This is a genomic window from Aliibacillus thermotolerans (genome assembly GCF_027853235.1).
GTDB classification, from domain to species: domain Bacteria; phylum Bacillota; class Bacilli; order Bacillales; family Marinococcaceae; genus Aliibacillus; species Aliibacillus thermotolerans.
The window spans coordinates 1-12,534 of record NZ_WKJG01000052.1; the positions used below are offsets into that span (position 1 = coordinate 1).

The 12,534-nt window shown below is 40.1% G+C and carries 17 protein-coding genes and 1 riboswitch; of the genes, 11 read left to right on the forward strand and 6 right to left on the reverse strand.

What is annotated here, in order from left to right; translation table 11 throughout:
• From GJS40_RS09365 to GJS40_RS09380, 4 genes are all read left to right on the forward strand, one after another.
• The coding region (locus GJS40_RS09365; RefSeq protein ID WP_270897618.1) for a hypothetical protein at positions 1–198 on the forward strand (198 nt) is incomplete at its 5' end.
• Positions 199–267: 69 nt separating this feature from the next.
• Positions 268–543: a GNAT family N-acetyltransferase gene (locus GJS40_RS09370; RefSeq protein WP_270897619.1), complete on the forward strand. Its 276-nt coding sequence runs from the start codon at positions 268–270 to the stop codon at positions 541–543.
• An 89-nt stretch (positions 544–632) separates the two neighbouring features.
• Positions 633–1,823, forward strand: coding sequence for an L-2-hydroxyglutarate oxidase (lhgO, locus tag GJS40_RS09375; RefSeq protein WP_270897620.1), 1,191 nt, complete (start codon positions 633–635; stop codon positions 1,821–1,823).
• Positions 1,824–1,899: 76 nt separating this feature from the next.
• Positions 1,900–2,820, forward strand: a complete 921-nt coding sequence (locus GJS40_RS09380) for a DMT family transporter (protein ID WP_270897621.1) — start codon at positions 1,900–1,902, stop codon at positions 2,818–2,820.
• Positions 2,821–2,841: 21 nt separating this feature from the next.
• Here the strand turns inward: GJS40_RS09380 and GJS40_RS09385 are convergent, their stop codons facing one another.
• The 3 genes from GJS40_RS09385 to GJS40_RS09395 all read right to left on the reverse strand — a co-directional run bounded on the left by GJS40_RS09385 (position 2,842) and on the right by GJS40_RS09395 (position 4,136).
• Entirely contained in the window at positions 2,842–2,967 is a 126-nt protein-coding gene (locus tag GJS40_RS09385) for a hypothetical protein (RefSeq protein WP_270897622.1), read from the reverse strand.
• A gap of 60 nt (positions 2,968–3,027) precedes the next feature.
• Positions 3,028–3,228 carry a hypothetical protein gene (locus tag GJS40_RS09390; protein ID WP_270897623.1) on the reverse strand — a complete coding sequence of 67 codons (201 nt, stop codon included), beginning with the start codon at positions 3,226–3,228 and terminating at the stop codon, positions 3,028–3,030.
• Positions 3,229–3,329: 101 nt separating this feature from the next.
• Positions 3,330–4,136 (reverse strand): 2OG-Fe dioxygenase family protein, encoded by an 807-nt coding sequence (locus tag GJS40_RS09395; RefSeq protein ID WP_270897624.1) that lies wholly within the window; start codon positions 4,134–4,136, stop codon positions 3,330–3,332.
• Between the two features lie 270 nt (positions 4,137–4,406).
• Between GJS40_RS09395 and GJS40_RS09400 the strand changes: the two genes are divergently transcribed.
• A complete protein-coding gene (locus GJS40_RS09400; RefSeq protein ID WP_270897625.1) occupies positions 4,407–4,730 on the forward strand; it encodes a DUF1516 family protein in 324 nt (107 codons plus the stop codon).
• Positions 4,731–4,814: 84 nt separating this feature from the next.
• Here the strand turns inward: GJS40_RS09400 and GJS40_RS09405 are convergent, their stop codons facing one another.
• On the reverse strand, positions 4,815–5,144 hold the full coding sequence (locus GJS40_RS09405) for an ion channel (RefSeq protein ID WP_270897626.1): 330 nt from the start codon (positions 5,142–5,144) through the stop codon (positions 4,815–4,817).
• 124 nt (positions 5,145–5,268) lie between these two features.
• Here GJS40_RS09405 and GJS40_RS09410 point away from each other — a divergent pair, with 124 nt between their 5' ends.
• The 5 genes from GJS40_RS09410 (at position 5,269) to GJS40_RS09430 (ending at position 9,319) form a co-directional block, all read left to right on the forward strand.
• Complete coding sequence (locus tag GJS40_RS09410; protein ID WP_270897627.1) at positions 5,269–6,168, forward strand: AEC family transporter; 900 nt, start codon at positions 5,269–5,271, stop codon at positions 6,166–6,168.
• 304 nt (positions 6,169–6,472) lie between these two features.
• Positions 6,473–6,577: riboswitch (TPP riboswitch) on the forward strand.
• A 147-nt stretch (positions 6,578–6,724) separates the two neighbouring features.
• Entirely contained in the window at positions 6,725–7,360 is a 636-nt protein-coding gene (locus GJS40_RS09415) for a DUF561 domain-containing protein (protein WP_270897628.1), read from the forward strand.
• Complete coding sequence (thiS, locus tag GJS40_RS09420) at positions 7,332–7,535, forward strand: sulfur carrier protein ThiS (RefSeq protein WP_270897629.1); 204 nt, start codon at positions 7,332–7,334, stop codon at positions 7,533–7,535. Before GJS40_RS09415 ends, thiS begins: the two co-directional genes overlap by 29 nt.
• A 3-nt stretch (positions 7,536–7,538) precedes the next feature.
• Positions 7,539–8,306 (forward strand): thiazole synthase, encoded by a 768-nt coding sequence (locus GJS40_RS09425; protein WP_270897630.1) that lies wholly within the window; start codon positions 7,539–7,541, stop codon positions 8,304–8,306.
• The gene (locus tag GJS40_RS09430; protein ID WP_270897631.1) at positions 8,306–9,319 is read left to right on the forward strand and encodes a ThiF family adenylyltransferase; all 1,014 of its coding nucleotides are present in this window, start codon (positions 8,306–8,308) and stop codon (positions 9,317–9,319) included. Before GJS40_RS09425 ends, GJS40_RS09430 begins: the two co-directional genes overlap by 1 nt.
• A gap of 353 nt (positions 9,320–9,672) precedes the next feature.
• Here the strand turns inward: GJS40_RS09430 and cls are convergent, their stop codons facing one another.
• On the reverse strand, positions 9,673–11,175 hold the full coding sequence (gene cls, locus GJS40_RS09435; RefSeq protein WP_377902105.1) for a cardiolipin synthase: 1,503 nt from the start codon (positions 11,173–11,175) through the stop codon (positions 9,673–9,675).
• A 116-nt stretch (positions 11,176–11,291) separates the two neighbouring features.
• Between cls and coaW the strand changes: the two genes are divergently transcribed.
• The gene (coaW, locus tag GJS40_RS09440; RefSeq protein WP_270897633.1) at positions 11,292–12,134 is read left to right on the forward strand and encodes a type II pantothenate kinase; all 843 of its coding nucleotides are present in this window, start codon (positions 11,292–11,294) and stop codon (positions 12,132–12,134) included.
• A 146-nt stretch (positions 12,135–12,280) separates the two neighbouring features.
• On the opposite strand, the gene GJS40_RS09445 is transcribed toward coaW, so the two are convergent.
• On the reverse strand, positions 12,281–12,534 hold a 254-nt coding region (locus tag GJS40_RS09445), incomplete at its 5' end, for a hypothetical protein (protein WP_270897634.1).

Below are 12,534 nucleotides of genomic sequence, written 5' to 3' on the forward strand. Positions count from 1 at the left end.
AACATATTGATATGTAGGGTTCGTTGTACCCGAATTAACGCCTGTGGAGTGTTATACCAAACGAGAGTAGCTTCGGCAAAATCGGACACGTTGAAGCAGGAAATAAACAAAACTTTAGAGTTTTATAAAGTTTTGGCAACGGAAAAACTTATCTCTATTTCCAGGTGTACGATGGCTGTTCGCCAAATAGAAGAATAACATCAAGGTTTGATAAATGAAGAGAAGGGAAATGTGAAGGAGAAGACAGTATATAAAGGAGGAGTGCTTGTGTATCGTATCCAACAAGATTCGGAATCTTTTTTCATGGAGGAAAATGGGGAGCGAAAAGCGGAAATTATTTTTCAGGAAGATCAAGACGGAGACCTGTTCATTGAACACACGTTTGTCCATGAAGATTTAGGTGGTCGAGGGGTCGGCAAAGAACTGGTGAAAAAAGTGGTAGAAAAAGCGCAAAGTGAAAATAAAAGAATAAGCTCCAGCTGTAGTTACGCGCAAAAGCAGTTGGAAAAAAGTGATGAATACCGACAACTATTAAAGAATTAATTTATGTGAGAGCTCGTTTTTAAAGAAATGTTTCTTTGAAACGAGCTTTATTTTGTTATGATAAAAGAAAAAAGAAGGGAGAGAGATGGTTGTACGATTATACGATTATCGGAGGAGGAATTGTTGGCTTAGCCTCTCTCGTAGCATTACAAGAAGCCTTTCCTCATGCGAAAATCGCTCTCATAGAAAAAGAAGCGGAGGTAGCAAGGCATCAAACCGGACATAATAGCGGCGTTATTCATTCGGGGATTTATTATCGTCCTGGAAGTTTCAAAGCACGGTTTGCGAGAGAAGGAAATCGTTCCATGGTAGAGTTTTGTCACCAAAACGGCGTTCCTTACGAACAATGCGGGAAAGTCATTGTGGCAACGAATGAAAAAGAATTACCTGCACTAAAGCAATTGTATGAAAGAGGACGACAAAACCGTTTACCGATCCGGTTGTTAAATCAAGAAGAATTACAGGAAAGAGAGCCCTATGTAAGAGGAATAAAAGCGATTGAAGTAGAAAGTGCCGGAATTGTCGATTATAAAGAAGTGAGCCGGACTTTTCTTTCAATTGCGATGAAAAAAGGAGTCGACTGTTATTTTGACGAGGAAGTGGTACATATTGATGAGCGACATGATGGTATGACGATTGAAACGAATCAACAGACAGTAAAAAGCAAGATGTTAATTAATTGTGCCGGTCTGTATAGCGATAAGGTTGCAAACATGGCAGGGTATCTTCTTGATGTGCAAATCATACCGTTTCGAGGTGAGTATTACAAATTAAAAGAAGAAAAGAAACATTACGTCAAAGATCTTATTTACCCCGTTCCGAATCTCCACTTTCCTTTTCTCGGTGTCCATTTCACTCGCATGATGGACGGTTCTGTTGAAGCAGGACCAAATGCTGTCCTCAGTTTCAGAAGAGAAGGGTATCAGTTAACGGATTGGGATGCAGCGGAATGGAGCGAAACTTTACGTTTCCCAGGCTTTTGGAAACTTGCATCTCGCTACATAAAAGAAGGAGCGGATGAGATGTATCGTTCCGTTAGTAAACGCGCGTTTGTCCGTCGCTTGCAAGAACTTATTCCAGCAGTAACGGAAGAAGATGTAGAGAAAGCTCCGGCGGGAGTGCGAGCCCAGGCATTAACGAGGGATGGCAAATTAATGGATGACTTTTATATCATTGGCGGCAATAAGAGTGTTCACGTCATCAATGCACCATCACCAGCGGCAACGAGCGCGATTCCGATCGGTCAAGAGGTCGTTCGGCAAATAAAAAATCGCTTATGAAAAGGAAGTGTCTTCCCTTACTCTTTTTCTCTATAAACGATACAATAGAGACGAATAGAGTAGGAGAAGGATAATGATGAAAGCTTATATCTTTTTAGTGATCACTGCTTTAATTTATGCCAGCAATATTTTAGTTGGAAAGGCGATCAATGAATTACCTCCCTATACCATTGCTTTTTTTCGTGTCTTTACTGCTTTCCTTATTATGCTACCAATTGGATGGAAGCAGGCGATGCAACATCGTGACGTATTTAAGAAGGAGTGGAAGCCGCTTCTTGCTCTCGCTTTAACAGGGGTTGCTTTTTTTAATACGTTCATTTATGCGGCGCTCCAATTTACGTCCGCAACAAACGTATCCATTATGGAAGCAGCGATTCCGGTTGTGACGATCGTTTTTAGCATGTTATTTTTAAAAGAAAGATTGTACGGTGTGCAGTGGCTCGGAGTGATTCTATCTGTAGTAGGAGCGTTGTGGGTCATTACAGAAGGTTCGTGGCAAGTGATTCGAAATCTGGCCTTTAACATTGGAGATATCATTATGATTGGCGCGATTATCACTTGGGTTCTTTACTCCATCTTAGTAAAATTTCATATGCACAAATTTCCAGTGTACGGAAGCTTGCTTGTCATGCTTATCATCGCCAATATTGCTTTGTTTCCCATTGCATTAATAGAATGGATCACTGGAGGTTTTCCGCCGGTGTTTGAAACAGAGCACATGCTCGGTCTTATTCATTTAGGGATTTTTCCAAGTGTCATTGCACTCATTTTGTGGAACAAAGGAGTAGAAGCAGTCGGACCATCGCAAGCTTCTATTTTCTTAAATTTTATTCCAGTATTCACAATGATCGGTGCGGTATTGCTGCTTGGTGAGTCCATTGGATTCGCGCAAATTGTAGGAGCGGTTGTTGTTATCGCTGGTGTATTGCTTACAACGAGAAGAGAAGCGAAAGAGACGAGAAAGTGGGCAGAAAGAAAGAGCACGGTTTCTTCTTGATACAAAAATTCCTTTCAACAATCATTTAGCGCTGAAACGGTGCCATGATCCATTCATCGCTTGTTTCCACAAACTATTTTTGAATGAAACGGTGGCATGAGCGATCCATGGCTTGCTTCCACAAGCAATTTTTGATGAAGGGGTCACAAAAAAATGTCCAAAAAGTCACCAATCCTGACTTTTTGGACAGCTCCATTTTATTCATGCCTAAGATGAAAGTCTCTCTACTTCATCTTTTCTCACGATGACACGCGGGTGAGGGTACTCTTCCTCTTCTTCTGGAAAAGGATAATCTATATATTCGATGCAAATTGTACGCTCATATTCTGCGATGACTCGGCATTCTTTCGTTTGATGACGGACGAGTTCATCTTTATCAAATAATTTTTCGTCTTTACTATTTTCCAACCAAAAGCCCTCCTCTAACAAGCTACTCGAGCCGCTACTTCTTATTACGTCGCAACCGATACTTCCCTATTTTACGATTTATGCAAAAAAGATGCAATGATTTAAGCATGTATCATGTCTTCCGTATTTCCTAGCATGCTGCGAATGGCGTCTGGGTCTGCGATGACGGTTGGTTGGAAATCGATTAAAATCATCGAACGCTCTCCGCTTCCTTTTTCTTCTCCTTTTGTCACCGAGCCGACGTAATGAGTCACAAGCGGATCATATACACCATAGGACTCTAATGGCTCTGTTAAGTAAAAGGTGGTCATCATTTCTTCTTTCGCCACCTCTTCCGGCATTTTCCCCCGGACAGCTGGAGTGCCGATGGCGTTCATTCCGCCCTTGACATTCCGACGTTTAATTAAATGTGCGAATGTAAAAGGTTCTCCGTCTTGATGGAGATTAGCAGGCGAAGAGACAGCCACATCTTCTTCGTTTTCTACGTATAGCTTTACGAAATGGACGCCTGCGTGAATCGGCATGAGCGCATCTTCTTTCGTCCAAAATGTTTGTTTAAAGTCAAATAGTAAAATTTCTTTTAATAAACGGTTATTCATCACATCTTTTGACAAAGACGGAAAACGACGATATTCATCTTTATATTCAGGGTTAAAACTCCCTTGAAAATATTCATAGTATGGTTTGCCATCTATTACTGTTTCCGGCAGCCATTCAATATGATAAGACTTTGGCATAATCACGGCACGCGCATAGCGACGATAACGATGCAGGTGAGGGGCGTATTCATCCGGGGGAAGATCGAGGAAAGCTCTTTGTAGTTCTTGTAAATCCTCTTCTAATCCTTCATACTGAAATATCTTCCCTAAGTGATAATATTCAAAGCCTTTTTCTTTCAGCTCACTCATGCAAAAGTCCCTCCAAAATATATACATTCCTTATATAAGTATATCATTTGTGTAAATAGGAGGCGTTATGATTCTATGTATATTTCTAATTCATTTTCGAATATAACAGAGTCACTGTTGGAACGCACATGTTGGTCATAGTTACGCACAGAATCATGAAGAAGTGGTCACTCATTTTTCATTGTTTCATCGCCTTCAGGGATGTTTTTTTCTTCTGTTTGCTTTACACTAAAGAAAGTAACTTTAATTTCTTTTGGAAAGGAGAAGAACATGTACGAAACTTTTAAAATGATTCATTCTAGTTCGTGGTTTTTTCTTTTACTTTTCTTCTTTTTAAGTTATTTTTTACGAAATCAAAAAATTACTCTTATGCTACAAAGACTCGTCTCTGTCATTATGGTGATTAGTGGTATCGGCTTATTAGTCAGTTTACAGTTTCCAGCCCATTATATTGTCAAAGGAATTTTGGCAATTCTTTTGATTGCGGTGATGGAAATGTTAATCGGTCGCCAAAAAAGAGGACAAGCCACTGGTGTATTTTGGGTGATTTGTATTATATTAATCGTTTTAGTCCTCGTCATGGGTTTTAGCTAATGATTGATTTTTGCTTTCTTGTAAAAGACTTACATAGCTGAACCATTGAAAAAAGTCGGGTATAGTTCCCGGCTTTTTTTCATACTACTCTTCTGTTTTTGTCGTGAATAGAAAGAAAATCAACAACGGGAACAGGTAACCAATCATCGCTTGGAGATTGGCGATTAATCGTGCAAAACCAACTGGCGTAAGGTCCCCGTAACCAACAGCAGCCATCGTAATTGTGCTGAAATAAATCATTTTCCAAAGTACCCGCATGACTGTTACCTCTTCTTGTTGATAATTAGGATCAACGATAAAACCTTGTTCCGTTACTTCTAACAGTAAGTAGATGAAAGCGAAACATACGACCACATTAATGAAAAAAAGACATAAGAAAATGACCTTTTTCCCATGTTTTTTAAGCACGTTCATTTCCCATACCTCCTGAGACTGCTTGTTTATTATATGCGGAAGAAAAGGTAGGAAGAAGAGAAAAAGAATGACTTGCACTTGTTTTCTTGACAAATGATAAAGTCAATCGTGAAGGAGGGATTTCGTGCTCGTTCTAATAGATGTTCTCATTCCGATTGTGCTCATTTTTCTTGTTGGATTTTGGTTAGAGAAAAAACAAGTACTCGATGTCCGATCCGTATCGGCGGTCGCCCTTTACGTTTTAACGCCGACGCTTGTTTTTCGTACGTTTTATACGACAGAAATAAATGCAGATTTGATCAATATTGTCTTATTTTGCGTATTATTTTTAATTGCTTTTTTAATTTTAAATAAACTGTTGGCCCGTATGTTTCAATGGAATCGTAAAAAGGAAAGTGGCATGACGTTAGCAACAACATTTATGAATTCAGGCAATTACGGAGCACCACTCATTTTGTTTGCCTTTGGAGAAGTGGCGTTTGCTTATGCGATTATTTTTATGGTCGTGCAATCGCTTTTGATGAGTACGGCGGGTGTCTATTTAGCGAATCGCAGTAACCTTACCGCAGCGGATGCGTTGCGCGTCGTTTTAAAGATGCCTGTGTTTCATGCATTACTCATTGGCGTCATTTTCCAATGGTTAAATATTTCGATCAAAGATACTTATTTTGATGCGATTCACTTGCTAGCGGATGCGGCCATTCCGGTTGTCATGATTGTGCTAGGGATGCAATTGGCGAATATTTCGCTACATTCGTTAGAATGGAAAACAATTAGTATCGGAACAGTCATGCGGTTAGGATTTTCTCCGATCATCGCCTATGCGATCACGTTGCTATTACAACCGAATCCTACGTTAAGTACCGTGATGATTGTGTCCGCATCCATGCCGACAGCTGCAACCATTGCTATGATTTCAGTGGAATTTGATGCGAGCCCCGATATTGTTTCAAGCATTACACTCGTAACAACGATCATGAGCGTCCCGTCACTATGGTTATTATTAACGATTCTTGGGGGATGACCACCTTTTGTACCCATCAAACATTCTCGCTATTCATAAAACTGGGCGAAAAGCGCTACTGAAGAATAAATGGTGAAAAAATTATTATTCTTCATGTATCCTACTAGATTAGCAAAAAACCATTGGGGATGTCTGGGTAATTTGCGAATTAGTTGTGGAGTTTCCTGAAGGGGTTTCTATTAGAGATGGAGTGGCAGGATTTGAAGATTATTTCATTGAAAGATAGCTGGTACCAGTTGAATGAGTGTTGATTGATTGACAAGAAGATATCTCTCATCTAAAATTTTACGTACAGATGAATAAAGCAAGCCACTGGGGGTGTCTGCGGACTGAGACAGAGAAAAACTCTCTGATCCCTTAGAACCTGATCTGGTTGATACCAGCGGAGGGAATGTGGAGCGATGTGACAACAAGGACAAGTCGTTCCCACTTTTCGGGAACGGCTTTTTTACACGAGTAGGTTAGCAGAAGATGGGATAGGTTTTCCTTCACAGACATCATGTGTACTGAATCCAATCGATCGTGTTAGTCAGTAAAGAAGGGATGAACAGATTCAATGAAGTATTCGCTACATGTAGTGTCAACGGAAAAAGATCCGATAGAAAAGATTGCATATGTGAACTCACTTATTCATCCCTATGTTGATTTTCTTCATATTCGTAAAAAACAGTGGTCAGTGTCCGAAATTGAACAGCTTATAAAAGAGCTAGTAAATAGTAAAATTCCGCGAAATAAAATGATCGTTAATAATCAACCGGACTTGGCAAAGAGATTTGGACTAGGCGGTGTTCATTTTCCGGAACTCGTTTCTTTTAGAAACTATCCATCAATGAATCTACTGAAGGGAAGCTCAGTACATAGTGAAGAAATGGCAATCGTGAAAGAACAGGAAGGAGCAGACTATCTCTTTTTTGGGCATATTTATGAAACAACTAGTAAGCCGGGCCTTGCACCTCGAGGACTCCATCCATTGCATTCAGTGACGCAAACTGTATCTATACCAGTGATTGCAATTGGAGGCATTACGCCCGAACGTGTGCATGAATGCCTCGAACATGGTGCAAGTGGAGTTGCTGTGATGTCCACTGTGTATCAAGCGGATGATCCTGTCGCAGTTGTGAAAGCGTATCGTTCTGCATTACTAAGGAAGGAGGAATGTCTCCATGAAAGTCGTTATAAACGGGATAGATAAAATGATTCCGAATGACGTCACGACCATTCAACAGCTGCTTGAACACTTGAAGATTGGAGAGAAGAAAGCAGTTGTTGAAAGAAATGGTAACATTTTAACGAAAGACGAGCACAAAAATGAAGCGATTGAAGAGGGCGATCGCATAGAGATCGTTCATTTCGTCGGAGGAGGTTAATATATGTTAAAAATTGGTCCATATACATTTCGATCCCGTCTTTTTCTCGGGACGGGAAAATACGATAGTGCGGAAACACAAAACAAAGCCATTGCTGCTTCGGAAACGGAAGTGCTTACCTTTGCAGTTCGGAGAATGAACATTTTCGATGAAACGAAGCCAGATCCTTTTGAAAGTACCGATGTCAGTAAATTTAAACTATTGCCGAATACCGCCGGGGCAAAAACAGCAGAAGAAGCGGTAAGAATTGCAAAAATGGCAAAAGCTGCTGATATGTGTGACATGGTAAAAGTGGAAGTCATCGGTTGTGATAAGACCCTTCTTCCGGATCCAATTGAAACATTACGAGCTTCAGAAATGTTACTTGAAGAAGGGTTTACCGTCCTTGCTTATACGTCGGATGATGTCGTCCTTGCAAGGCGTCTGCGCGAGCTCGGTGTTCATGCGGTGATGCCTGGTGCCGCTCCGATTGGAACCGGTTTAGGCATTATTAATCCTTACAATCTCCAACACATTATTGAACAAAGTGACGTGCCGGTTATTGTCGATGCTGGCATTGGCAGTCCGAAAGATGCTGCTTATGCGATGGAATTAGGGGCGGATGGAATTTTACTCAACACCGCTGTCTCTGACGCAAAAGATCCAGAAAAAATGGCAGCAGCGATGAAATATGCAGTGGAAGCAGGCCGCTTAGGTTACGAAGCAGGCAGAATCGAAAAGAAATTTTATGCCTCCGCGAGCAGTCCAACAGAAGGGTTGAGCAGAGTGTGATGGATGACCGATATTCTCGCCAGCATCTTTTTTATGGAATTGGTAAAACAGGACAGAAACTGCTTTCTACAAAACATGTTGTTATTATTGGGGCGGGAGCATTAGGAAGTGCAGCAGCAGAAACCCTTGTAAGAGCTGGAGTCGGACGGGTCACGATTGTCGACCGTGACTTTGTCGAGTACAGCAACTTACATCGACAAGTGCTTTATACCGAAAGAGATGCCGAAAACAAAATGCCAAAAGCAGAGGCTGCGAAAGAAAAGCTACAAAAGATCAATAGTGAACCGATTGTTCATGCCATTGTCGGAGAAGCGGACGTAGCAACGTTGGAAGCAACTCTTCCAGCTGATTTAATTATCGACGCATTAGATAACTTTGATACCCGTATGTTGATTAACGATTTTTCTCAAAAGCATCGTATCCCTTGGATACATGGTGCTTGTGTTGGGAGTTATGGTATTACTTATACCGTCTTACCAGGAGAAACTCCTTGTCTCCATTGCTTAATGGAAACGATTCCCTTGGACGGTGAAACGTGTGACACTGCCGGCATCATTGCCCCAACTGTCCAAATGGTAAGCAGTTATCAAGCTGTTGAAGCACTCAAATTGCTTACAGAAAACAAAGAATCTCTGCGGGGGACATTGTTATCCTTTGACTTGTGGCAAAATGAATTTTCATCCATTCGCGTGGATAAGTTAAAGAGAAAAGACTGTCCTTCTTGTGGAGAAAATGCGACGTATCCGTATTTAACGTACGAAAATCGTTCTCGTATGGAAGTGTTATGCGGGCGGGATGCAGTGCAAGTTCGTCCAGCCAAACAACAATACATTTCTTTTGATGAATTAAAGTCAAGATATAAAGAACACGTCCAACAAGAAAATCATTTTCTCCTCGTTCTTCAATTAGAAGGAAAACGCTTCGTCATTTTCCAAGACGGAAGAACGATTATCCACGGGGAATCAGATAAGAAAAAAGCACGATCGTTGTATCAAAAATATATTGGTGGATAAAAGAAATGTCCCAAAAGTCATGTCATAGTGACTTTTTGGGACATTTTGTTGTAATGTGGTATCCATCTCAAATGAGCAAAGTGGAAATGGTAAATGTACTCTTAATGACATCGAAGCACCACAATGAAAAGTTCATGGCACCAATCCAAAAGAAAATTTATTGCGAATGATTCCTATGAAGGGCCTACGACTTCGTTTCAGAATAACAACGATACCGAAGCAACGCCATCAAGTACTTATGACGTCGATTCAAGACAATATCTATCCTCCATCCACTTTATGAAGCATTTATAACGCCGATTAGCGCATAAGGAAACGTCACTTAATACCTGACGAGACAGCAACAACCTATTTTATAAAATAGGAGAAAGTAAATGGGAAATAGATTCCTTAAATTTAATCCATAACGAGCGTTCGTTGTATCGTTCTAACGTAAGCTCTTGGGATTGAATTAAATCTTGGTTAAAAATGCTCACGAGATTTTCAGATGTTGGTTTATCATAGATAAAAGCATTTACTTCGAAGTTTAATTTAAAACTTCGGTTGTCAATATTCGCCGTACCTACCGAACATACTTTACCATCTACGACCATCATTTTTGCGTGAATAAAACCCGCTTCATAAATAAATACGCGTGCTCCTGTTTTTAACAGCTCACCAGCATGGGCATAGGTAGCCCAATAGACAAACGGGTGGTCCGGTTTGTTTGGTATCATCACTTTTACATCTTTTCCTGATAAAGCGGCGATTCGTAATGCGTCCATTAAACTTTGGTCAGGGATAAAGTAAGGTGTTTGAATATAGACCGATTCTTTTGCAGAAGTGATTAATTTGATATAGCCGTTTTTAATTTGTTCCCATTCGGAATCGGGACCGCTGGAAACAATTTGAGCACTTGTATCTCCTTGTGATTCGATATCAGGGAATAAGGATTTTCGATAGGATATGTAATGCGTTTGCGATGCTTGGTTCCAATCCAAAATAAAACGGGTTTGCATCGCTTTCACGACAGATCCTACGATACGTAAATGAGTATCCCGCCAATAACCGAATTTCGGGTTTAAACCGAGATATTCGTCCCCTACATTAAACCCACCGATATATCCAATTTTCCCATCAATAATTACAAGTTTTCGGTGATTGCGATAATTTAGTCGCATGTTAATAAATGGGATTCTTTTTGGGAAGAAAACACCGACTTTCCCGCCAGCTTTTTTGAAACTTAAAAAAACGTTTTTAGTTAACTTTCTTGATCCCATGTCATCGTACAATATGCGTACATCCAACCCTTCTTTTGCTTTTTTTGTAAGGGCATAAATAAGCCGAGAACCGAGATGATCGTGACGGAAAATATAATATTGCAGATGAATGTGATCTGTCGCCTTTTCGATATCTTCAAGCAATTGCTCGAATTTTTCTCGACCATCGGTAAAAATATCGACATGATTGTCTTCCGTTAATACAGCGCCGTTATTTACAAGTTGCATGTAAATTAAATCTCTAAATTCTTTTGTTTCATCTCGTGTGAAATGAAATTCATCATTTCGTAACGCCTCACTTTGTTCTTTTATTAAATCTTCAATCCCGATTTTCTTTAAATCTTCCCAATCAAACAATCGTTTTCGACTTAAATTTTGACCGAGAATTAAATATAAAATAAATCCGAGCACTGGAATAAAAAAAAGTACCATCAGCCACGCCCAAGCAGATGTGGCATCTTTTTTTTCCTCAATAAATATAATTAGTCCGGCAAAAATAATGTTCACAAAGAAGAGTACGCTCAGAAGTATCGAAATAATGTCCACGATTATCACTACCTTAGCAACATTTATGACAAAAATTTTTTCCTTTTTCATTCTAGTCTATCATTAATGTAGTAAAATGTTATAAAATAAAGTTAACACATTGTTCAAATTATGTTCGGTGTTATATAGATAGCACGTGTAGCAGATGAAAGGAGTTACTACAAGGCATGAATAAAAACAGTGTCGGCATTGATGCCGGCGGAACTCTATCTAAGATTGTATACGAGACGGAGAGCGGATGGGAATGTAAGAAAATCCCAACCGTCCGCATTAATGAAATCACTGAATGGATCCGTGCTCGTTTTTCTTATCCCCAGCTACACATTACAGGGGGAAAGGCAGGGGCATTACTTGAAAAACTTTCTTTCCCTGCTAAAAAAATTAATGAGTTTGAGGCGACTTGTGAAGGGGTCAAGTGGTTACTTGAAAAAAACAATCTTACCACCGAAACGAGCCCGCGGTTTATGGTTACCAATGTCGGGACCGGTACCTCGATTCATTGTGTAGAAGGCGATTATTATGAGCGTATCGGCGGCAGTGGCATGGGTGGCGGAACGTTACTCGGTTTAACATATTTATTAACAGGGGAAGACAACTATGACAACATTTTGGAATTAAGCAAAAAAGGGGATAGCCGCTCATTAAATATAACGGTGGATGATATTTACTCCCATGAGGTACCTCCAATTTCCGGAAGTTTAACTGCTAGCAATTTCGGAAATGTTGCGAAAATGAAATCCACAACTCTTTCGAAAGAAGATTATATTGCTGCGGTGGTACGGATGGTGGGAGAGACGATTACAACGATGAGTGTGCAAGCAGCAGAGCGTTTAAATACGGAAGCCATTGTCTATATTGGTTCTACCTTTGATGGCAATGAAACATTAAAAGAAATTATTCGAACATATACCGAACTCCGTGGGAAGAAACCTTTTTTCCTTGAAAATGGTGAGTTCAGTGGAGCCATTGGAGCTTTAATGAACAACGGATTAAAGCAGGTTGCTTTTTAATCGAAACAAATCCATGTTTGACCGTCATGTGTCGAATGTGGATTTTTTTTGAAAAAAATTACGGTCATCACCTGTTACATCATGTGATAACAAACAGAAGGAATTGAATGGCTGTGAATAAGCTTTATCGAAAAGAAGAATGATGTTTAATAAGTGAAAAACGGAGAGAGTTTGCCGAAGAGGGAGTAAACAAACAAGCTGATGTTGAAAGGAATTTTCCACAAGAGAAGGATATATAAATGAAATGTCATTGGAGGATTAACGAGCAGTTCATTTTTAACTTTACAGCCAAGAAGTCTCTCACTTCTAAACGTGAAGGTGCTTTTAGCACCAGTGAAAGTGGGAGATGAATTGGCTTCGGACAAGGACAGGCTTTGCCTGTTCAATTGTCCGACATTTT

Bases quoted from the DNA above. Each gene is read 5' to 3' on its own strand.
- GJS40_RS09405 (WP_270897626.1), bottom strand. From the start codon at position 5,144: ATGAACGTGCTTAAAAAACATGGGAAAAAGGTCATTTTCTTATGTCTT.
- GJS40_RS09400 (WP_270897625.1), top strand. From the start codon at position 4,407: ATGTACGAAACTTTTAAAATGATTCATTCTAGTTCGTGGTTTTTTCTT.
- GJS40_RS09430 (WP_270897631.1), top strand. From the start codon at position 8,306: ATGGATGACCGATATTCTCGCCAGCATCTTTTTTATGGAATTGGTAAA.
- cls (WP_377902105.1), bottom strand. From the start codon at position 11,175: ATGAAAAAGGAAAAAATTTTTGTCATAAATGTTGCTAAGGTAGTGATA.
- coaW (WP_270897633.1), top strand. From the start codon at position 11,292: ATGAATAAAAACAGTGTCGGCATTGATGCCGGCGGAACTCTATCTAAG.
- GJS40_RS09395 (WP_270897624.1), bottom strand. From the start codon at position 4,136: ATGAGTGAGCTGAAAGAAAAAGGCTTTGAATATTATCACTTAGGGAAG.
- GJS40_RS09380 (WP_270897621.1), top strand. From the start codon at position 1,900: ATGAAAGCTTATATCTTTTTAGTGATCACTGCTTTAATTTATGCCAGC.
- thiS (WP_270897629.1), top strand. From the start codon at position 7,332: ATGAAAGTCGTTATAAACGGGATAGATAAAATGATTCCGAATGACGTC.
- GJS40_RS09415 (WP_270897628.1), top strand. From the start codon at position 6,725: ATGAAGTATTCGCTACATGTAGTGTCAACGGAAAAAGATCCGATAGAA.
- GJS40_RS09425 (WP_270897630.1), top strand. From the start codon at position 7,539: ATGTTAAAAATTGGTCCATATACATTTCGATCCCGTCTTTTTCTCGGG.